This is a genomic window from Polycladidibacter stylochi, assembly GCF_001562055.1.
GTDB lineage: Bacteria > Pseudomonadota > Alphaproteobacteria > Rhizobiales > Stappiaceae > Pseudovibrio > Pseudovibrio stylochi.
Window position 1 is genome coordinate 1 of sequence record NZ_LLWE01000014.1, and the last position, 19,949, is coordinate 19,949.

Below are 19,949 nucleotides of genomic sequence, written 5' to 3' on the forward strand. Positions count from 1 at the left end.
TGATGAAATCGGAATACGCATCCAGCCCGTGTTCCTGATTTGGTCCAGAAATCTCTACCTCCCGACCGGGGGAAAATTGGGGAGCACATCACTTAGGCAGGATCCTATCATAAACTGGGGGAGATTATGGGGGGCAGGTCAGTAGCAATAATTTTCTGATCAGGAGAACGCCATAGCTCTCGTGCGAAAAGCTCCTTATGTTGCTCTACTTGACCATCGCTTACCTCAGAATATTCTTCTGAGGAGTAAAGCCATTGAATATTTACAAATACTGTTTTGGGAATTTCACGTTCAGTAACAATCTGCCACGGAATGTTTTTTCCTCCCAGTAGCATTTTTCGATCATCAACCTCTCGATTGTCTGAGGCTTTTTTAGATCACTGGTGTATTTGGCCTGCAGAACGACTTCCGGCAAATGCCAGTCATCGAAGCTAACGAAGAAATCGCTTATGAGCACCTGAGGCGTATCTCGAAACCTACCATGGACAACACCCAGCTCGGCAGCGATGCGAACAGTATCTTCCGTTCGCATGGGAAATTGCTCTCGAATATCGGTAGTGTTGGAAGACCAGTCCAGAATAAGAAAAACCGCCAGCTCAAGGTCCGAGAGAAGGTGGTGCATACGGCCACACGTTGAGCTTGGCAAACGATGAGATCGTCCCAAAGAAGAGACATCGCGTGTATAGATAAAGGGTTTATAGTCCGGACCGATACCCTGACCACGCCCTTCTCATATCCGCTTATCGATTTGTGCCTGGGTTAATCCCTTAAACGTTCCAGCCATCAGGCCGACTCCACAAAATTCCTTTGTGAAGCGATCATATATCAGAAACTAACAGGATGATACTTTATTACTCTCCTACACCACCCCACGGTTATCCTATCAAAGCTTATTCAACTGTCACAGATTTTGCCAGATTGCGCGGCTGGTCGACATCTGTGCCCATAAAGACAGCTGTATGGTAAGCAAGTAACTGCAACGGTATTGCATAAATCAGTGGCGCAATGATTTCCGGTAGTTGTGGCAGTTCCAATACATCTTCAGCCTGAAGGCCGGAGGCCTCGATGCCTTTACTATCGCTGAGCAATAGAATACGCCCGCCACGCGCAGCCACCTCTTGCATGTTGGAGACGGTTTTTTCGTAGATACTATCAAATGGAGCGACCACGATGACCGGCATATTTTCGTCGATCAAGGCAATTGGCCCGTGTTTTAGCTCGCCTGCCGCATAGCCCTCGGCGTGAATATAAGAGATTTCCTTAAGTTTCAGCGCGCCCTCAAGAGCCATCGGGAAACTGGTACCACGCCCCAAGAACAGGGCGTTATGCTTTTTCGCCATCCACTGGGCAAGTTTTTCGATTTTCGGCTCCAGTTTCAGCGCCTCGATGGTGAAGCCCGGCAATTGTGACAAAGCAGTGACCAATTGCTTTTCTTCACCGCTGGAGATAACACCACGTTGATGACCGGCGTAAATAGCAAGGCTGGCTAACACTGCCAACTGGCAGGTAAAGGCTTTGGAAGAAGCAACACCGATTTCAGGGCCCGCCATAGTTGGAAACACCACATCGGCTTCGCGTGCTATGGTGGATTCGGGCACATTGACCACTGCACCCACTTGCATACCCTGCTCCTTACAATAACGCAGGGAAGCCAACGTGTCGGCGGTTTCGCCCGATTGCGACACAAACAGCGCCAAGTCTCCGGCTTTGAGCGGCATTTCGCGATAGCGGAACTCGGAGGCGACATCGAGATCTACCGGTAATCTGGCATATTTTTCAAACCAGTACTTGGCCACATGTGCCGCATAACTGGCTGTACCACATGCACATAAAACCAAGCGCTCGACTTTTGTAAAGTCAAAGCTGGTTCCCTCAGGTAGTCGTGCCTGATTGGAGGTTAAATCCAGATAGTTTGTCAGCGTATGGCCGATAACCTCGGGCTGCTCGTGAATTTCTTTGGCCATGAAATGGCGGTAATTGCCCTTTTCCATCATGGTGGTGCTGACATTAGAAGTTTGGATCGGGCGGGTGACCTTTTCGCCATCCTCACGGTAAACTTGGGCGTTTTCGCGCGTGAGAACAACATAGTCACCATCTTCCAGATAACTGATTGAATCAGTAAATGGCGATAAAGCAATAGCATCGGACCCTAAGAACATCTCGCCCTTGCCATAACCGATAGCCAATGGTGAGCCGCGACGGGCACCAATCATTAAGTTATCGTGTCCCTCAAACAAAATGGCGAGAGAAAACGCGCCTTTGAGCTGCCCCAAAATGCTTTCAACAGCCCGCTGTGGCTGTTTACCATCTTTGAGAGCTAGAGAGATGAGATGAGCAACAACTTCGGTATCGGTCTCGGTTTCCAGCACACAACCGTTATTTGTGACTTGTTCGCGCAATTCTAAAAAGTTTTCAATAATACCGTTATGGACAAGAGCAACGCCTTGAGCGACATGCGGGTGTGCGTTGGCTACATTGGGTGCACCATGTGTCGCCCAACGGGTGTGGCCAATACCGCTATTGGCAAACAGAGGTTGCTTTTCCAGCAGCGCTTCCAAATTGCGTAGTTTACCCTTGGCACGTTTGCGGGTTAGGCCGTCTTTTTCCAGCGTAGCAACACCGGCTGAGTCATAACCACGGTATTCCAAACGTTTAAGTGCATCCACCAGCAAAGGTGCTACGGGGGTTTGGCCAAGAATGCCAACAATACCACACATGAAGTTCTCCTAGAAATTTCCCTATAAGTCACGCGTCGATAATAACGACTCGTACCTGCCAGCTCGCGTTTCGGGCTTATGCTTAAGCCAGTTTTTTCGTTTTAGGAAATCAAACCATATTACTTAATCTTACATAAAATAGTTTGTAAGAGCTTCTACAAACCTCTTACAAACTATTATGAAATAAAGGCTAATTCGTTTGCCTTAATTTTTGTTCTTTAGCCGTTGTAGCTGGGCTTTTAGTTTTTGACGCATTTTGGCGGCAAGACCAATTTTATTGGTCTGCATGGCGCGGGCCACCGCGAGGCTATCTTGCGGTACATTTTTGGTAATAACTGAACCGGCTGCAGTGAACGCACCGTCTTCCAGCTGCACAGGAGCCACCAACACGCTGTTGGAACCAATAAAGCAGTTGGCGCCAATATCCGTATGGTGTTTCATATAGCCGTCATAGTTGCAGGTAATGGTCCCTGCCCCAATGTTGCTTTTTTCGCCAACACGGGCATCACCAATATAAGTGAGGTGGTTGACCTTGGCACCACGTTCAACAACAGCCTTTTTGATTTCGACAAAGTTGCCAATATGCGCTCCTTCGCCAATTTGCGCACCAGGCCGCAAGCGGGCGTATGGCCCCACTGTGGCTCCACTGGCCACATGGGCCTGCTCTAGATGTGAAAACGCGCGAATAGTAGCACCGCTGGCCACGCTGACACCTGCGGCGAAAACCACATTAGGTTCGATAGTGATATCACCTTCCAGCTTGGTATCATGAGAGAAATAAACGCTGTTAGGAGCTTGGAGTGTGACACCTTCCAGCATGAAGTGCTGGCGTTGACGGTTTTGAAATACCTCTTCACAGGCAGCAAGCTGGGCGCGATTGTTAATACCCATCACCTCTTGCTCGCTGGCGGTGACAGTCGAAACCTTAAGGCCAAAGCGGTTGGCCAGCTCGACGGTATCGGTGAGATAGTATTCTTGCTGATTATTGTTGTTTTCTACCGCATCGAGCAATTTTGCCATGTGTTTTGAAGAAAACGCCAAAATGCCAGAATTACACAGTTTTACCTGCTGCTCGGCCTCTGTGGCATCTTTATGCTCGCGAATTGCGGTCAGCTGGCCATTTTCAACCAGTAGGCGGCCATAGCCCGTTGAGTCATCAGCATGAAAGCCAAGCACCACCACATCAGCGCCATTGGCGAGCTCTTGGCGCAATTTCGCCAAGCTTTGCGCGGTGATGAGCGGGGTATCGGCGGTAAGAACAAGGATATCACCCGTATGTTGCTCATAGGCTTGCCTTGCGGCCATTACGGCGTGGGCGGTACCCAAGCGCTCTGTTTGCTCATAGCACACAGCATCTGGAGTGAGTTTTTGAACCGTCTCGATAAGCTGGGGCATTTGCGGACCAACAATAACTGCCGCCTTTGCCGTACCTGCCTGTTTTACGGCTGATAAGACATGGCCCACAAGTGGTAGGCCGCCAATTTCGTGCATAACCTTTGGCTTGTCAGAGCGCATACGTGTGCCCATTCCAGCAGCCAAAACAATGGCCAAGCAGTCAGTTTGTGTCATATCTTTTTCCTTATCCGCAACAATCAAGACCACGGCAATTGGCGTAATTCAACGCAACAATGCTTGGGAGGCAAATTTGTTTGCTACCAATTTTGCACCATTTGTAGTGTTTTTTAGCTTTTAAAGCGGTAACTTAAAGCAGTTTTTGCGATAATCCCACGTTTTCTATGGGGCTGAATGCAGCAAACCCCGAGCTTCCTGTTTACCATAGGGCGGTTTTATCCTATTAATTTATTGTTAACCATAGGTTTTGGCGGATACCACCTTCCCGCTGTAATGAGGAAATCTATTTGCGCTTTGTGCCTCACCCACTCGATAAAAAAACAATAATAGCATTATTGGGTGACAACCCAATTTTAGCTTTGTGGGGTTGTGTGGCCTTCGGTTTTTTATTCATTACCATTTCTAGTTTTTTTATAGGAGAGCACGCGCAATCACCGGCACAACGCGATGAGCCTTTACGTATTGTCTCTCTGCCAGAAAGTGGTCCCATTAACGTTACAAACAGTACTCTCACGCAAAAGAATCGGCTTTCACATAATGGCACTGCCAATACACTTAATCGCGAAGTAGAAGCGCTACGTTATGCGTTGGTTCGTTTACGCTTGGATATTGAAGCTTTACAGCAACAAAACAAAGCGCTTCTCCAGAAAGTCGGGCAGTTAACAACCGGCAACCTGAAAAGCCTCGAGAATACGCAGGCTTCGTCCAGCACCTCCCAATACGAAGATGGCACTTATTCCACTGGCAACGGTGGGGAGCAAAACACGGTTTCTTTTAACGAGGCCCAACTGCAACAAAACAAAGCAGATTATACCAATCCATATTTTCCTGTAAAAGCAGCGGGAGATTTACAGCTTAGTAGCGTTAAATTAAAGCGCACACGATTTGCACTCAACCTCGGGCACTTTCGCTATCAAAGTGATTTAGAAAACTATTGGTACGAACTAAAAAAACAATACCCGGCTCTTTTTTCCCAACTGCACTTTTATCCTAAACAAATTCTACAGGGAAAGGCTGAGAGCGAGTTAATGCTTGTTGCCGGCCCTTTAGATAATGCAGCAGATGCAGCCATTTTATGTGCCCATATGGCACAAAGGCAAAAATACTGCACAGCCACCTCCTATTAATGACAGGCCCTTGAACCCTACAGAAAAACTCAATACTCGTTTTCTGAGGCAATGCTAAAGTTGCCGCGGTTCACACCACTCTCTTTTACCCCCACAAAGTAGGTATGGTATGTATTTCACGTATCTTGTTTTACTCATCATGCCAGTGTTTATGAGCTCCAATATTATTATTGGGCGCTTGGCCATTAATAGTGTGGAGCCCTTCACACTTGCTTTTTTACGGTGGCTGCTGGCTTTTTTAATTATTCTTCCCCTTGCCTTACCAAGCCTGCGCAAAGATTGGGCTGCGATCAAAGCAGCCTTTCGTCAATTGTTGGCCCTTTCATTTCTCGGAATGTGGATTTGTGGTGCAATTGTTTACTTTGGACTTAAAAACACCAGTGCAACCAATGCCACACTGATTTACTCAGGGGCTCCGGTTATCATTTTGCTTTTAGAGTGGCTTTTTCGAGGGCGCAAAATAGCACTACGTGAAATAAGTGGCATTGTGCTGGCGCTGATTGGTATCGGCCTGATTGTGGGCCGCGGTTCGTTTACTGCGCTGTTATCCCTTAAAATACAATGGGGAGATGCTGTATTGCTGGGCTGCACCATAAGCTGGGCTGCTTATTCCGTTATGGTACGGTCTAAGGTGCTACAGCCTCTAAGCAACATTAGCTTGTTTGCCATCACTGCACTGCTGGGCAGCCTTTGGCTTTTACCATTTAGCCTTGGTGAACTCGTAATCGTCGGCCACTTTCCAGCCACCCAAGACATTTGGCTGGCTATAGCCGCCATGGCGTTAATACCCTCCGTTTTGGCATTTTCCTGTTACCAGTACGGTATCTCCAAAGTTGGCGCATCAGTTGCCGGAATGTTCATGTATTTATTACCGCCCTATGGTGTGGGCATGGCGATTGTCTTGCTCGGTGAGCATCTTCAGCCCTACCATATCTATGGCTTCATACCCATTATGGCAGGGCTGTTGCTCGCAACTGTTCCGCTTTCCCTCTTCAAGAGAACGCGTGGTATAACACGTTAAGCTAGCCGAAAGTTGCCAGCTGTGGGAACTGCTCGATCAGCCAATACGAAACCTCCTGCATATAACCGGTGAGGAATGCAACACCGGTTATAATAAGGAAAATTCCCATGATCCATTCGACAACTTGCATATGACGCTTGAACTTACCCATAAACTGCATAAATGGCTTGGCAAAAAGTGCTGCAAGCATAAAGGGCACCCCAATACCCAATGAGTAACTTGCGAGCAACAAAGCTCCCTTGCCGACAGTTTCTTCAGCGCCGGCGATAAGCAAAATGGACGAAAGAATCGGGCCAATACAAGGGGTCCAGCCAAAGCCAAAAGCAAGCCCCATGATATAAGCGCCTGTCATGGTTGCCGTTTGGCCACCAAACTGGAAACGCGCTTCTTTATACAAAAATGAGAAGCGGAAGACGCCTAAAAAATGTAGCCCCATAAGGATGATAAAAGCGCCGCCAATTTGTGCAAGCACGGTTGAATAGGCGAGCAGAAAGCTACCGATGAATGAAGCGGTCGCACCGAGCGCGATAAAAACAGTCGAGAAGCCCAATACGAAAAAGACTGAGGCAATAAACACCTTGGTGTTGTTTTTGCGCTGCTTTTGATCGCGGTTCAGCTCTTCAAGCGAAACGCCAGCCATGTAGCCTAAATACGGTGGCACTAATGGCAAAACGCAAGGAGATATAAAAGATAAAATACCGCCGAAAAAAGCGCCGAATATATTCACATGTTCTAGCATCGGACCACTTCGCTGGTTGGTTGTTAGTTGAGCCTTGCCCGAGATTTAATTGCAGTTCAATTGGTTATCCGGCAGCAGGTTATTGAGAGATAAGACAATCCTCTCTTATTTTCAACATACCATTTTACGCAAGGACCTCAGCACTCATAGTGCTATATAAATAACAGATCATTATTGTGCTACCACAAAAAAGGGCCCGACAAGCGAGCCCTGAGTTGTTTAGTTTTTAAAACGGGATTTCGTCATCCATGCCGCCATCAAGGCCTCCGGATTGACCGCCACCAAAGCCTCCGCCTTGATTGCCACTTTGACTTCCTCCGCCCTGGTTACCGCCACCAAAGCCACCGCCCTGGTTACCACCACCATAACCGCCGCCGGACTGACCTCCACTAAAGTCGTTACCGCCGCCATATCCACCACCTTGGCCGCCGCCTTCACCGCGACCATCCAGCATTGTCAGTGTGGAGTTGAACCCTTGCAGAACAATTTCAGTAGAGTAACGGTCTTGGCCAGACTGGTCTTGCCATTTACGGGTTTGGATTTGGCCTTCAATATAAACTTTTGAACCTTTGCGCAGGTACTGCTCGGCCACTTTGGCCAATCCCTCATTGAAAACCACCACACGGTGCCATTCGGTACGCTCGCGGCGTTCGCCAGTTGCTCGATCGCGCCAGCTTTCCGAGGTCGCAATACGCAAGTTAACAATAGGGCGGCCGTCTTGCGTGCGACGTACTTCAGGGTCTGCGCCCAGATTACCAACTAAAATCACTTTATTAACGCTACCGGCCATATTTAACTCCATGGATTAAGCTGCGAGGCAGGTGCAATGGTAAGCTCACTCGCCCGCGCTTTGATTTTTGTGAACCCTATGGGCAGTGCTCATTAGATGCAATCCCTAAGACACTTTGGTTTTTATTGATCGTCTCTTGTCCACACACACGTAACCATTAAGCCTCAGCCACCTTGGCCGCGCCACGCTTCCAGTGGAATTACAAGCGGTGGTTTACCGTTATCGTCCGGCCAATTATCGACAACATATTTTTTCCCTGTAGCTATTTCTTCAATAGCTGCAGATGCATGTGGATAGCGCAAGTCAAGAAAGAAGCCACGCGACACCGGTTCGACAACACGGTGGTGAACGAACCAGCCTTGCTGGGTGGCGTATAGCAGAACCGAGGTGGTATTCGCAGTCTCATCAATACAATCCATTTGTCCACGCACACCGCCATTTTGCATATCGAGCCCGCCGCGATCATTTGCCGAACCGACTTTTGTGGCAACCAGGACTTCATGCCAAGCGATGAGTTTTTTGATGGCTGCCCGTTCTTGTTCCGGTGTTTTATCGCTTTGTCGCAATAAGGCGATGGCCTTTTTGTGTGCCGTTGGCGATAGGAATGTCTTGGTACGATATTTGCAACCATAGCCATGACAAATATAGATTTTATTTTTTACCGGTATCAGCCCCCCCATACGCTGATACCAGCTTGAAATGTTTTTTTGCTCTAGCGAGGCTCCATTGGCGCTTAAAACAGTTAAACAAATACCTAAAAAAGAAAGTGTAAGTAACTGCAATATAGTGGTTTTTCTTGCTGTTTGCGGCTTGTGATATAATTGAATAATCATGATATCTCTGGTTCAATAAATAAAGCTACTGCGTGTTTTCATGGTTAAAGGGCAATAACAGAATTGCAAGTGAGTGCCACCCACGTTAATCAGGGAGCAAATATAAAGATAGGATCGAAACAATCCTTTAACGTAGCGCAGCCTAGCGCGTTAATTGAGTTTCGACATAACGCTGGGCGATAAGCTCACAACTGGATGTTTAATGAAAAAGCAACGAGTTCAAATCATTGGCGGCGGCCTAGCCGGTAGCGAAGCAGCATGGCAACTAGCGCAGCGTGGTATTGAAGTGGTGCTGCATGAAATGCGCCCACACCGTAAAACAGATGCCCATAAAAGCGACGGATTGGCCGAGCTGGTTTGCTCGAACTCTTTTCGTTCCGATGATGCAGAAAATAACGCGGTTGGCTTGCTGCATGCCGAGTTACGCCATGCAGGCTCTTTGATAATGCAGGCTGCCGATGCCAATCAGGTTCCTGCCGGCGGCGCTCTGGCCGTTGACCGTGACGGCTTTTCGGCTCATGTGCAAGCAGCCCTCGAAGCGCACGAACTCATTGAAATTCGCCGCGGCGAGATTACTGCGTTGCCAAGTAGTGAAGATGGCCCGGTGATTGTGGCTAGTGGCCCGCTAACATCACCTGCCCTTGGTGAAGCCATTCTTGAGGCAACCGGCGAAGACGCATTGGCATTTTTTGACGCAATTGCACCGATTATTCATCGCGAGTCGATTGATATGGACAAGGCGTGGTATCAATCACGCTATGACAAGGTTGGCCCCGGCGGCACTGGCAAAGACTACATCAACTGCCCGCTAGACAAAGAGCAGTACGAGGCGTTTATTACAGCCTTGATTGAAGGCGATAAAACCGACTTTAAAGAATGGGAGAAAAACACCCCCTACTTTGACGGTTGCTTACCAATTGAGGTGATGGCGGAACGGGGCCGCGAGACCTTGCGACATGGCCCGATGAAGCCGATGGGGCTGACCAATGCCCATAAACCGGATGAAAAAGCCTATGCGGTGGTGCAGCTGCGCCAAGATAACGCCTTGGGCACGCTTTATAATATGGTCGGTTTCCAGACCAAGCTGAAATACGGCGCTCAGACCGAGATTTTCAAAATGATCCCCGGTCTTGAGAATGCCCAGTTCGCACGGCTTGGCGGTTTGCACCGCAATACGTTTTTGAATTCGCCGCAGGTTTTGGATGGTCAGTTGCGCTTGAAGAAGCAGCCGCATTTGCGCTTTGCCGGTCAAATTACCGGTTGCGAGGGCTATGTGGAATCCACCGCGATTGGCGCAATGGTGGGTATTATGACCGCCTACGAGCTGAGCGGACGCAGCCTTGAAACACCACCTATGACGAGTGCTTGCGGCGCGCTCATCAACCACATTACCGGCGGGCACTTGGCCGATGAAAATAATGGCGGGCCAAAATCATTCCAGCCCATGAACATCAACTTCGGCTTGCTGCCACCACTGGAAGAGCTGCCAAAGAGCGAGGACGGCAAGCGCTTACGCGGCAAAGAGAAAACCCGCGCCAAGAAACGTGCCATGGCATTGCGCGGCCTGAACGACTTCAAAAGCTGGTTTGATGCTTTAAGCTAACTCGCTAACCGTTTTTGGGTGCCCAGGCAACCGCCTGAGCACCCTTTCATCTACGCAACTACTCGTATTTTGATTGTCTTCTAAATATCTTGGTTTTAATCGAAGTTTTTTGTTCTTCTTATCATCCGGCAAACCGCATCTGAGTGTTCTACTTGAACCGCTTACTCTGCTCTGGAAGCATAGGCATGGCAGGTACATCTCGTTATCTGCCAAGTTAGCTAGGGAAAGAGTAGTCATGACCCCAAAAATACACAGAAGTTCCGCTGTTCTCTTAATGGCATTATTCTCTTTGGTTGTGCTGATTGCACCAACTGTATCCAGTAAGGCAAATGAATCTTTACCGCTTTCTGTGTTGAGCACAGAAGGTGAAAACACCGCTAACTATAGCGTGTTTGATGGTACCTTGGTTGATGGCAACCTAGTGATTGCAGGACTTGATATTTGCCGCGGCATTAACCCGAAAATCAAAGGCGCGTGCACATTCCCGACTGGTGATGTCGCCAATGATGTGACGTGCTGGACATGCTGCGCACAACATAACGGCTATAAGTGGAATGCCTACGACGCTGGCACTTATTGCAATAAATAAACATGGTGCCGACATTTCAATAATTTATTGGAATGTCGGCTCTATTTTAATGAAGCCCCGCGATACAGCAGGAGAAGCCGCCGGAGTTTACTAGGTTCGGCCTTCGGTAAAATCCTGTTTTCCCCAATAGAAAAAGGGGATCCTTTTTTCCAGTTTTTAAGCTGATGCTTAACCAGCCCTAACCCTGCAAAAACAGGATAAATTTGTTTTGGCGCAAGCCTTGCTGCCTCTCTGGCAAGAGCATCATGCTTTGTTATAATCCCGATCATTACTTGCAAAAGTGCATCCACTTGCGGAGAAAACCTATTGGCAAACAATTCCGATTGGTTAACTTGATGCTGTTGCAGCAGGCTTTGCGGGATAAAAAGCTGCGATCGACTATTGGTATATGGCAGTGCTTTAAGCAATCCGCATCCAGCATATGCCACACCGGCATGACCACAAAGATCGGCAAGCGCCGGTGCGTCCTCAAGTGATAACCTTGATGATTTTAGAGCAATCATGGCAGCGAGCTGGAAAAGATGCGAACAGGTTTCGCCACAATACCCTTCAAAGCTAGCCAGATCGGGCATGGGATCGTTGTATAAGTCAAATCGCCGGGCCTCGATGAGGTTTAACAGGGGCTCCAGCGGCAAGCGATAGTCGGCAATGGTTGTTAAAAGGGCCGCTGCGACGGGGTTTGCAGTAACGTCGCCATGGCCACTTCCTTGCAAGGCATCCACCCACCATTGCAAACGGATCTCTCCGGGCATCGGTTCTTGTACGAATGAGCGAATGCGCGCAATTTCACAGTTAAAAGCATAAAGGGCAAATAATGGCGGCTGCATGGCTTGCGGTGCCATAAGAGTAGCTGCATAGCGATCCCAATCGTGTTGTTTTAACAGATCGGCGCAGTAACGGGTTGCCTCTTCCATGGGAGAGCCTGCCTTTAGTTGTCTTTGAAAATTGGCTTTATTCAACTGCTATAAACGCGGCAGCAATAGCGCGTTTTTCAGCGAGCAGCACATTATAGGTACGTACGGCCGCCCCGGTAGACATGCTATCGACCATAATGCCATGCTGGCGAAATTTTGCTTTTCGCTCTTCTGGAAATGGCAGCAAATGGGGCCCTGACCCGATAAGTAAGACTTCTATTTGCGGGGCATCTATGAACACCCTATCGAAGTCTTTGGCTGTTATGTCGCTAAAGCGCTTCGGATCCCAGCCATGCAATCCACTAGGAAGACATAGAAGCGAGCCGCGATGAGACATACCGGCAAAACGAAAGCCATTGTCGCCATAGGCGTCTATTTGCACCTGCTCGGGCAAATGGGCATCAAAACGTATTTCCGGTTTACCGCGACCCGCCATATTATTTATTCCTAAGCCTTTTTAGGTTCATCATCACGATTACTGTTGAATACGCTGGTTCGCAAACCCAACAGTATCAACAGGGGTGCAGCCAAGAAAATGGAGGAATAAGTCCCCACCACAACACCAACAATCATGGCCAAAACGAAAGACTGAATAACCTCGCCACCAAAGAAGTACAAGGCAAGCAACGCTAGAAGGGTTGTTGCTGATGTCATGGTCGTACGAGACAGGGTTTCGTTTATGGATAAATCCAAAAGCTCTTCCAGCTGCATTTTCTTATATCGACGCAGGTTTTCGCGTATACGATCATAAACCACAACGGTATCGTTGAGCGAGTACCCGATAATCGTCAAAACCGCTGCAATGCTCGACAATGAAAAGTCCAGTTGAAACAGCGAGAAAAATCCGATGGTAAACACGATATCGTTAAATGTGGTAATGATCGCACCGGCAGCAAACTGCCACTCGAAACGAAACCAGATATAAAACAATATCATCACCAGCGATATGGCAACGGCAAGAAAGCCTTTTGTTGCCAGCTCACCGGAGACGCGCGGGCCAACAACTTCTGTGCGGCGGAACTCGTAGTTTTGGCCAAGTGCTTCACGCACTTTACTTACAACCACTTGCGAGGATTGTTCGTGTCCTTCTTGGCTTTCAATTCGGATCAGAACTTCTTCCGGTTCGCCGAATTCCTGCACCTGCACATCGCCCAGCTTCAACCCGCTTAAGGTTGTCCGCACTTGCGCAAGGTTAGCTGGCCCTTGCATAGAACGCAATTCAAGCAGCGTGCCGCCTTTAAAGTCGATACCAAAATTGAGACCAACCATAAAGAACAGGGCAAGCGAAGCAATCGCAACAGCGCCTGAGAGTGGAAAAGAAATTTTCCGCCAGCGCATAAACTGGATTTTGGTGACTTCTGGTACCAATCTTAACAGTTTCATATGTATTTACTCCACTTAGATTGGCAGTTTGGATGGACGACGTCTGCGAACCCAGATGGAAATCAACAGGCGTGAAACCGTAAACGCAGAGAACACTGTGGTAAACAAACCCACCATAAGTGTGACCGCAAATCCTTTTACCGGGCCTGAGCCAATGGCAAACAGAACAACTGCGGCAATCAAGGTGGTGATGTTAGCATCCAAAATGGTGCCAAGCGCACGTTGATAACCGGCGTCTATTGCGCCAATTGCCGAGCGGCCCGAGCGGGCTTCTTCACGAATACGTTCAAAAATCAGCACGTTGGCATCTACCGCCATACCAACTGTCAACACAATACCGGCAATACCAGGTAGTGTAAGCGTAGCTTGCAATGTGGTCAGGACACCGAACAATAGCAGGATGTTAACGGCCAGCGCCGTGTTGGCAATGGCACCAAAGCTACCGTAGGCAAGGACCATGAAGAGGATAACCAGCAGTCCGCCCAAGAGCGAAGCAATCTTACCCGATTCAATAGAGTCTTGGCCAAGACCCGGCCCTACGGAACGCTCTTCCATCACATTCAACTTGGCAGGCAGTGCACCGGCACGCAGCAGAACAGCAAGGTTATTGGCAGATTCTAGCGTAAAGTTACCGGAAATTTGCCCAGAACCACCAGTAATCAGCTCACTGATCACCGGCGCAGAAATTACCGTGTTATCAAGCACGATGGCAAATGGCCGTCCGGTATTCTTGCGGGTGACATTGGCAAAGGTACGTGCACCCGATGTGTTGAAGCGGAAGTTCACCACCGGTTCATTGGTGCGCTGATCAAAAGAAGCCTGTGCATCTTGCAGCTCTTCACCGCCGAGTAAGGCCGTTTCTTCCACCACATAAACTGTTTGACCATCGACATCAGGTACAAGCATGGTGCCAGCAGGTGCGCGTGCAGTTTTGGCCTGTGCCGAACTCATTTGATCGTCTACCAAGTGGAATGTCATCTGAGCGGTTTGACCGATAACATTTTTCAGCCGCTGTGGATCACTTTCCCCGGGTGCTTCCACAAGAATACGGTCGGCCCCTTGCTGCTGAATGCTGGGTTCAGTCGTGCCCAGTTCATCCACGCGTCGGCGGATCACTTCGATTGATTGCGCAACAACGCCTTTCAAACGTTGCTCAAGCCCTTCATCAGTAAACGTCAGGCGTAACAAGCCTTCTTTTTCTGTTAAGGCAAACTCGTTAACAGGGGTGCCGCCAAAGCCGCCAGATAGCGGATTAACCAGCCCTTGCAGTCGTTTTTGTGCTTCCTCAATACGCGCCGCATCGCGGATGCGAACTTGAACACCGTCGCCATGAACTCCAAGGCCGGTATAGCCAATGCGCGGTTTTTCACGCAGCGCACTACGTACCGATCCCACCAACTGGCGGTATTGCTGTGTCTTATAATCTTCACGATCCACTTCATAGAGCAAGTATGCCCCGCCTTGTAGATCAAGACCAAGTACGACCTGGTTTTGTGGAAGAAAATCCGGCCAGCTTTTCAGCGTCGCAGAGGAAAAGAAATTGGGAAGTGTTGCCAATAGGCCGCCAACAACGACCATTGCAATGGTGACAATCTTCCAACGCGAAAAATATAGCATAACGGAAAATCCGGAACTGGCCAGACCGCCCTGCCCGAAATCGGTTAGCGATCTGGTGATATGACATCAGGAAACGGTTTATTCACCGTCTTTTGCAGGCTCACCTTTGGCGCGTACTTCCTGAATCATCGGCCGGGCGATACGTGCACGCACGCCATCTGCAATTTCGACCTGGACTTCATGATCGTCAACGACCTTGGTAACTTTTGCAATCAAGCCACCATTCGTGACGATTGTATCACCACGACGCACATTGGTGATCATTTCCTGATGCGCTTTTTGACGCTGGCGTTGCGGACGGATGATCAGGAAGTACATGATGACGAAAATCAGTACAAATGGTACCAAAGACATGAACATGTCTGGTGTACCACCAGCAGCGGCCTGAGCATAGGCAGGTGTTACAAACATACGTTTCTCCTTGAGTGCCAAGCACCTTGACACTTTTTTAGTATAGAGATGAGGATATGGTCCTTATCTCAACGAAATAAAAGGTTTGTAAGGACATTACAAGTCAAGAACCGCTTTTCAAGCTGCTATGGGCATTCGTTTGTTATCATTTGCGGCTTTAGCTGGCACTTGGAAAAGCCCCTATAAGTCTTGGTTGTTGTTTTATAAGCCAATAAAAAGCGATAAAACTGTTTTTAAAGATAAACAATAAATAGAAATTGAACTTCCAGGATTGAGTGGAGCATGAACGTGCATAACAACGACACTCTGGCGGCATTAAATGCAATTGAAGCCAGAATTGGACAGTTAACCGATATTGTGGCGCGCTTAACGCCTCAATTGCCCCTAGAAACCAACTGGGCGGCGAGTGACGCCTTCACCTTTGATGCTGATCTTAAGCAGGCGCTACCAATCCGAAAGGTCAACCGTGTTGATTTAAATGTGTTATGCGCCATAGACTATAATAAACAACAACTATTGGATAACACATTGCGCTTTGCCAATGGTTATGCGGCCAACAATGCCCTTTTATGGGGGGCAAAAGGCATGGGGAAATCCTCGCTTGTGAAAGCTGTACATGCGCATGTTAATAGAATCACAACAGAAGAAAACAACAAATACCCTTTAAAACTCGTTGAAATTCACCGAGAAGACATTAGTGCACTACCCTATTTGCTTTCCTTGATACGCCAGAGCGACCAACGTTTCATCGTTTATTGTGATGACTTATCATTTGATGATGGCGATAGCACCTACAAGAGCTTAAAAAGTGCCTTGGATGGCGGGCTAGAGGGGCGACCGGAAAACACACTATTTTACGCCAGCTCAAACCGCCGCCATTTGTTGCCGCGCCAAATGATGGAGAATGAGCGCTCAACGGCAATAAATCCGGCTGATTCTGTGAATGAAAAGCTGTCTCTTGCTGATAGGTTTGGCTTGTGGCTCGGTTTTCATAACTGCACGCAGGATGAATACCTTGATATTATCAAGTCCTATCTCGATTTTTATGGGTTTAAGATCCGCATTGAGGATGTGCGGCAAGAAGCTCTGGCATGGGCAACAACCCGCGGCGCCCGTTCAGGTCGTGTGGCCTACCAATTCCTTCAGGATTTGGCAGGACGACACAAACGATCACTGTAAACTACCAGGGCGTATATAAAGAACGCAATCGATTAGGAAGTCGGCAAATGTAAGAGCGGGTCAACCGGCAAGTTGTCTTTCCGCAATTCGAAATGCAATTGCGGCTGGCTTACTGAGCCGGTCGCACCGGAGGCGGCAATCACCTGCCCGCGGTTGACTTTATCGCCACGCTTCACACCCAGTGTTTTATTATGTGCATAGGCAGAAACCCAGCCACCTGCATGACGAATAAGAATTAAATTCCCAAAACCCTTCAGCTCATTACCGGCATAAACAACCGTTCCATCTTCGACCGATTTAATATCGGTCCCTTCTGGTACAGCCAAGTTAATTCCATCATTGCGCTTTCCACCCGGTTTTTGCCCGAAGTCAGAAATTATACGCCCACGCACCGGCCAACGGAAGAATTTCGTTGAGCCGCTTGCGGTATTATCCGTAGTTGTAGGCTGCGTCGGTGTTACAGCAGCCACTTGTTGCTCTTGCGGTTGCTTTTGCACAGCTGGTGCTGGTTGCTGCGCGACAACTTGTTGTTGCTGCGGAGCGACTTGCGCGGATGAACTTGAACCCGCACTTGTTGGAACTTGGCGCACAGGTTGATGCTGTCCACTTTGCGTAGATTGCATAACGGGCTGTGTTGTCACGGGCTGGTTATAAACAGATTGGTTTTGTGACACAGCCGCAACCTGCTGATTTTGGGGAGCAGGTTGCACATTTTGTGCATATTGAGCGCTCGCTTGCGGCAAACTCGTAGTATGAGAAGATTGCTGTAGCTGCGCCGCTGTTGCTGTAGCATAACCTGTAGAGGCTGTTGCCCCCAGCGCATTTACTTTTGCTTGCGGCAACACCTTAGGAGTTGCCGAGACAAAGGCACTCCCCGAACCTTGTGTCATAGATGCACTGGCATACTGCCTAAAACGTGGTTTTGCTTTGGGATAACCCTTTGCATAATAAGGCGCGGGTACCTGCCCCGTTGTTGGTGTGTGGTCATAAGTATTTGCCTGAGCCGGGTAAACTTGTTGCTCATACGGCGCACTTGGTTGCACATTGGGACCACTGTTCACAACAGGCTGTTGTAAACCGGAGGGATAACGCGTCACCGGTTCCGGGATATTTTGCTGGTATACCGGCTGCACCTGTGCCGCAGGTTGATAAGCGGGATTGCTTGGTTGCAGACCACCACCAACATTTGCCGGTGGTAAATGTGGCGGCTTGAACTGGTAGGCCGAGGCATATTGCGAGGCTTGCGGCGCACCGGAACCGGCAACTTGATTAACGGGTTGAATAGAACTGGTGGTTGCAGCCTGAGCCGTTTGGGCTGGTTGCGGCGGCAAATATTGTGGCCGCATTGGTTGTTGGCCAACTTGAACAGGTGCTGGAGTGTTTTCATACTCTGACGCATCAAAACGGGAATACTGCGAACTACAGCCAGCAAGACCAGTTGCCAGCACCAACGCAGAAATTAATTTTTTTTGGCTATTACGCGCACTGACATGAACCATAAACATGATTGCCCTATTTTTTATAGAAAGGCCCATGACTAATTTAGTCGCGCGAGGGTTGATAAAGCCTTAATACCGGCTCATAAAACAAACTCAAAAAAGATATTTTACGTATACATCTAACGTAGAGAGACGCGATTATTTCTCGTGTATTTTTTATAAATCAAGGCTCTCATTCAACAAAAAAATGCGCTCAATCATTAGATCTAACGTGCTTTTGGCCTGAGCTATAACAATGTGTAGTGATAGCATTTATAAGTACAATTATAACTTCACTGCAACACCCGGCGTTAATGGAAAAAAGCGAAACTGGCCATAACAGACCTCTCTTTTTTCTCTACCGGCCCAATCGTATACCATTAAATTACAAGGATCACCTTTACTTGAAGAAATAGGTGCAACCAATTTCCCGCCCGGAGAAAGACAATTAAATAGGAATGAAGGAACTTTGGTCACCGATCCAGTTAGAACGATTCGGTCGTAAGATGCTTCGGCCCCGAACTCGTCAAACTCACTATCGTTCAACACCAGTCCATCCCCGTGCACAAGCTCGATATTATCAATCTTCAAAGCCTCAAAGCGATCTTGTGCAAGTGCAACCAGCGTTTTATAGCGCTCAACAGACACCACGGATTGGCACAGATGTGCCAGTATCGCACTCATGTAACCGGTGCCGGTTCCAATTTCCATAACACGGTGTTTCTCATTCAAATCAAGTAGAGTTATTAAACGTCCTATCATCGTTGGAGATGTGCTCATTTGCCCACACTCGATAGGAAACAAACGATCTTCATATCCATGGGTTTGATAGAGAGCACCTAAAAATACCCGCCTTGGAACGCTTTCTATAGCTTTGAGAACGCGATGATCCATTATGCCACAATTACGCAGCATCATAATAAATCCCGCCCGTTTGGCGATATCGGCATCATTCGCAATTGCGAGTGATGCCATTTCATCCTTTGTTCCCATATAACACCCGAGAGCGAGACTGCATGCGTCAATCCATAGGCTTTCAACCTATGGCAATACCTTAACCATCATTACTTGTATTCATTGCGATAAGAACAAGCAACTCACATATGACGACTACTCATTGCGCTGCTTGACGCTCAAGAGCCTTCGCGAATATGATTTTCAAGGGAGATCATCAACTCATTGGCGGTCAAATTAAGGTGTAACGGTGTGAGTGTGATATAGCCGGCCTCGATACTATCAATATCTGTCCCCTGCACTCTTGGAACTTCACCGTTGCTAAATGCCAGCCAGTAATAAGGATTACCGCGGCCATCATGGCGGCTATCTATATACATGGAATCTGTCATACGCTTGCCTTGACGCACCACATCAACGCCCTTTACCTGAGCTGGATCACAGCTTGGGAAATTAACATTGAGCAGCATATCCTCGGGCAGTTGATAGGAAATCAACTTCTTCAGTAGCTCTGGAGCATGTTTTTCCGCCACGCGATAATCCGGGCCGGTCTGACTATTAAAATTATAGTGCTGTGACAATGCGATAGACGGAACTCCCAACATTGTCCCTTCCATTGCAGCAGCTATGGTGCCTGAATAAGTAACATCATCGGCAATATTACAGCCGCGGTTTATCCCTGAGAGAATAAGATCGGGCGCTTTATCGAGCACATGACGTATGGCCATGATAACACAATCTGTCGGGGTGCCGTTGACTGCAAAGTGGCGATTATCAATTTCACGCAGCCTGAGCGGATTATTTAAGGAAAGTGAGTGTGCCACACCGCTTTGATCCGTTTCTGGAGCAACAACCCAAACATCATCACTCAAAGTGCGAGCGATCTTTTCCAAGCTACGAATACCTTCAGCATGAATGCCGTCGTCATTAGATATTAAAATACGCATTTATAAACCTAACTATTTATCTTCCTGTTATTTTTAAAGGCATCTACTCATCAGGCGCAGGCTATCACACCTCAA

20 protein-coding genes are annotated in these 19,949 nt (G+C 48.2%); 5 read left to right on the forward strand and 15 right to left on the reverse strand.

The window, feature by feature from the left end; genetic code table 11:
- Positions 1-107: 107 nt before the first annotated feature.
- The 4 genes from AYK67_RS17745 to glmU form a co-directional block, all read right to left on the reverse strand.
- On the reverse strand, positions 108-335 hold the full coding sequence (locus AYK67_RS17745; RefSeq protein ID WP_193788918.1) for a TnsA endonuclease C-terminal domain-containing protein: 228 nt from the start codon (positions 333-335) through the stop codon (positions 108-110).
- Positions 263-622 carry a TnsA endonuclease N-terminal domain-containing protein gene (locus AYK67_RS17290; protein WP_068081603.1) on the reverse strand — a complete coding sequence of 120 codons (360 nt, stop codon included), beginning with the start codon at positions 620-622 and terminating at the stop codon, positions 263-265. The genes AYK67_RS17745 and AYK67_RS17290 overlap by 73 nt, the downstream gene beginning before the upstream one ends.
- Positions 623-890: 268 nt before the next feature.
- Positions 891-2,717: a glutamine--fructose-6-phosphate transaminase (isomerizing) gene (gene glmS / locus AYK67_RS01990; protein ID WP_068081606.1), complete on the reverse strand. Its 1,827-nt coding sequence runs from the start codon at positions 2,715-2,717 to the stop codon at positions 891-893.
- Positions 2,718-2,921: 204 nt separating this feature from the next.
- Complete coding sequence (gene glmU / locus AYK67_RS01995) at positions 2,922-4,286, reverse strand: bifunctional UDP-N-acetylglucosamine diphosphorylase/glucosamine-1-phosphate N-acetyltransferase GlmU (RefSeq protein ID WP_068082185.1); 1,365 nt, start codon at positions 4,284-4,286, stop codon at positions 2,922-2,924.
- Positions 4,287-4,576: 290 nt separating this feature from the next.
- Here glmU and AYK67_RS02000 point away from each other — a divergent pair, with 290 nt between their 5' ends.
- Positions 4,577-5,416, forward strand: a complete 840-nt coding sequence (locus AYK67_RS02000) for a coiled-coil domain-containing protein (protein ID WP_068081608.1) — start codon at positions 4,577-4,579, stop codon at positions 5,414-5,416.
- Between the two features lie 109 nt (positions 5,417-5,525).
- A complete protein-coding gene (locus tag AYK67_RS02005; protein ID WP_082735587.1) occupies positions 5,526-6,437 on the forward strand; it encodes a DMT family transporter in 912 nt (303 codons plus the stop codon).
- Position 6,438: 1 nt separating this feature from the next.
- Here the strand turns inward: AYK67_RS02005 and AYK67_RS02010 are convergent, their stop codons facing one another.
- The 3 genes from AYK67_RS02010 to AYK67_RS02020 all read right to left on the reverse strand — a co-directional run bounded on the left by AYK67_RS02010 (position 6,439) and on the right by AYK67_RS02020 (position 8,799).
- Complete coding sequence (locus AYK67_RS02010; RefSeq protein ID WP_068081611.1) at positions 6,439-7,176, reverse strand: cytochrome c biogenesis CcdA family protein; 738 nt, start codon at positions 7,174-7,176, stop codon at positions 6,439-6,441.
- Between the two features lie 226 nt (positions 7,177-7,402).
- Entirely contained in the window at positions 7,403-7,966 is a 564-nt protein-coding gene (locus tag AYK67_RS02015) for a single-stranded DNA-binding protein (protein ID WP_068081614.1), read from the reverse strand.
- 164 nt (positions 7,967-8,130) lie between these two features.
- The gene (locus tag AYK67_RS02020) at positions 8,131-8,799 is read right to left on the reverse strand and encodes a hypothetical protein (RefSeq protein WP_208976194.1); all 669 of its coding nucleotides are present in this window, start codon (positions 8,797-8,799) and stop codon (positions 8,131-8,133) included.
- Positions 8,800-9,001: 202 nt separating this feature from the next.
- On the opposite strand from AYK67_RS02020, the gene trmFO reads away from it, so the two are divergent.
- Both trmFO and AYK67_RS02030 read left to right on the forward strand, forming a co-directional pair.
- Positions 9,002-10,402 carry a methylenetetrahydrofolate--tRNA-(uracil(54)-C(5))-methyltransferase (FADH(2)-oxidizing) TrmFO gene (gene trmFO, locus AYK67_RS02025; RefSeq protein ID WP_082735588.1) on the forward strand — a complete coding sequence of 467 codons (1,401 nt, stop codon included), beginning with the start codon at positions 9,002-9,004 and terminating at the stop codon, positions 10,400-10,402.
- A 235-nt stretch (positions 10,403-10,637) separates the two neighbouring features.
- Positions 10,638-10,991, forward strand: a complete 354-nt coding sequence (locus AYK67_RS02030; protein ID WP_068081617.1) for a hypothetical protein — start codon at positions 10,638-10,640, stop codon at positions 10,989-10,991.
- 41 nt (positions 10,992-11,032) lie between these two features.
- Here the strand turns inward: AYK67_RS02030 and AYK67_RS02035 are convergent, their stop codons facing one another.
- The 5 genes from AYK67_RS02035 to yajC all read right to left on the reverse strand — a co-directional run bounded on the left by AYK67_RS02035 (position 11,033) and on the right by yajC (position 15,316).
- The gene (locus tag AYK67_RS02035) at positions 11,033-11,905 is read right to left on the reverse strand and encodes a phytoene/squalene synthase family protein (protein ID WP_068081620.1); all 873 of its coding nucleotides are present in this window, start codon (positions 11,903-11,905) and stop codon (positions 11,033-11,035) included.
- 37 nt (positions 11,906-11,942) lie between these two features.
- Positions 11,943-12,341, reverse strand: coding sequence for an Mth938-like domain-containing protein (locus tag AYK67_RS02040; protein WP_068081623.1), 399 nt, complete (start codon positions 12,339-12,341; stop codon positions 11,943-11,945).
- 11 nt (positions 12,342-12,352) lie between these two features.
- Positions 12,353-13,288: a protein translocase subunit SecF gene (gene secF / locus AYK67_RS17530; protein ID WP_068081625.1), complete on the reverse strand. Its 936-nt coding sequence runs from the start codon at positions 13,286-13,288 to the stop codon at positions 12,353-12,355.
- 15 nt (positions 13,289-13,303) lie between these two features.
- Complete coding sequence (gene secD, locus AYK67_RS17535) at positions 13,304-14,905, reverse strand: protein translocase subunit SecD (protein WP_068081628.1); 1,602 nt, start codon at positions 14,903-14,905, stop codon at positions 13,304-13,306.
- A gap of 78 nt (positions 14,906-14,983) precedes the next feature.
- Positions 14,984-15,316 (reverse strand): preprotein translocase subunit YajC, encoded by a 333-nt coding sequence (gene yajC, locus AYK67_RS02055; protein ID WP_068081631.1) that lies wholly within the window; start codon positions 15,314-15,316, stop codon positions 14,984-14,986.
- A 282-nt stretch (positions 15,317-15,598) separates the two neighbouring features.
- Between yajC and AYK67_RS02060 the strand changes: the two genes are divergently transcribed.
- The gene (locus AYK67_RS02060) at positions 15,599-16,495 is read left to right on the forward strand and encodes an ATP-binding protein (protein WP_068081634.1); all 897 of its coding nucleotides are present in this window, start codon (positions 15,599-15,601) and stop codon (positions 16,493-16,495) included.
- Between the two features lie 32 nt (positions 16,496-16,527).
- Here AYK67_RS02060 and AYK67_RS17540 read toward each other — a convergent pair whose 3' ends face one another.
- The 3 genes from AYK67_RS17540 to surE form a co-directional block, all read right to left on the reverse strand.
- Entirely contained in the window at positions 16,528-18,000 is a 1,473-nt protein-coding gene (locus AYK67_RS17540; RefSeq protein ID WP_068081637.1) for a murein hydrolase activator EnvC family protein, read from the reverse strand.
- 258 nt (positions 18,001-18,258) lie between these two features.
- Positions 18,259-18,948 carry a protein-L-isoaspartate O-methyltransferase family protein gene (locus AYK67_RS02070; protein WP_206597488.1) on the reverse strand — a complete coding sequence of 230 codons (690 nt, stop codon included), beginning with the start codon at positions 18,946-18,948 and terminating at the stop codon, positions 18,259-18,261.
- Between the two features lie 158 nt (positions 18,949-19,106).
- Positions 19,107-19,874, reverse strand: a complete 768-nt coding sequence (gene surE, locus AYK67_RS02075) for a 5'/3'-nucleotidase SurE (RefSeq protein ID WP_068081643.1) — start codon at positions 19,872-19,874, stop codon at positions 19,107-19,109.
- Positions 19,875-19,949 lie beyond the last annotated feature (75 nt).

Coding starts and splice junctions, on each gene's coding strand:
- AYK67_RS17745 (WP_193788918.1), bottom strand. CDS start 335: ATGCTACTGGGAGGAAAAAACATTCCGTGGCAGATTGTTACTGAACGT.
- AYK67_RS17290 (WP_068081603.1), bottom strand. CDS start 622: ATGCACCACCTTCTCTCGGACCTTGAGCTGGCGGTTTTTCTTATTCTG.
- glmS (WP_068081606.1), bottom strand. CDS start 2,717: ATGTGTGGTATTGTTGGCATTCTTGGCCAAACCCCCGTAGCACCTTTG.
- glmU (WP_068082185.1), bottom strand. CDS start 4,286: ATGACACAAACTGACTGCTTGGCCATTGTTTTGGCTGCTGGAATGGGC.
- AYK67_RS02005 (WP_082735587.1), top strand. CDS start 5,526: ATGTATTTCACGTATCTTGTTTTACTCATCATGCCAGTGTTTATGAGC.
- AYK67_RS02010 (WP_068081611.1), bottom strand. CDS start 7,176: ATGCTAGAACATGTGAATATATTCGGCGCTTTTTTCGGCGGTATTTTA.
- AYK67_RS02015 (WP_068081614.1), bottom strand. CDS start 7,966: ATGGCCGGTAGCGTTAATAAAGTGATTTTAGTTGGTAATCTGGGCGCA.
- AYK67_RS02020 (WP_208976194.1), bottom strand. CDS start 8,799: ATGATTATTCAATTATATCACAAGCCGCAAACAGCAAGAAAAACCACT.
- trmFO (WP_082735588.1), top strand. CDS start 9,002: ATGAAAAAGCAACGAGTTCAAATCATTGGCGGCGGCCTAGCCGGTAGC.
- AYK67_RS02030 (WP_068081617.1), top strand. CDS start 10,638: ATGACCCCAAAAATACACAGAAGTTCCGCTGTTCTCTTAATGGCATTA.
- AYK67_RS02035 (WP_068081620.1), bottom strand. CDS start 11,905: ATGGAAGAGGCAACCCGTTACTGCGCCGATCTGTTAAAACAACACGAT.
- AYK67_RS02040 (WP_068081623.1), bottom strand. CDS start 12,341: ATGGCGGGTCGCGGTAAACCGGAAATACGTTTTGATGCCCATTTGCCC.
- secF (WP_068081625.1), bottom strand. CDS start 13,288: ATGAAACTGTTAAGATTGGTACCAGAAGTCACCAAAATCCAGTTTATG.
- secD (WP_068081628.1), bottom strand. CDS start 14,905: ATGCTATATTTTTCGCGTTGGAAGATTGTCACCATTGCAATGGTCGTT.
- yajC (WP_068081631.1), bottom strand. CDS start 15,316: ATGTTTGTAACACCTGCCTATGCTCAGGCCGCTGCTGGTGGTACACCA.
- AYK67_RS02060 (WP_068081634.1), top strand. CDS start 15,599: ATGAACGTGCATAACAACGACACTCTGGCGGCATTAAATGCAATTGAA.
- AYK67_RS17540 (WP_068081637.1), bottom strand. CDS start 18,000: ATGTTTATGGTTCATGTCAGTGCGCGTAATAGCCAAAAAAAATTAATT.
- AYK67_RS02070 (WP_206597488.1), bottom strand. CDS start 18,948: ATGGCATCACTCGCAATTGCGAATGATGCCGATATCGCCAAACGGGCG.
- surE (WP_068081643.1), bottom strand. CDS start 19,874: ATGCGTATTTTAATATCTAATGACGACGGCATTCATGCTGAAGGTATT.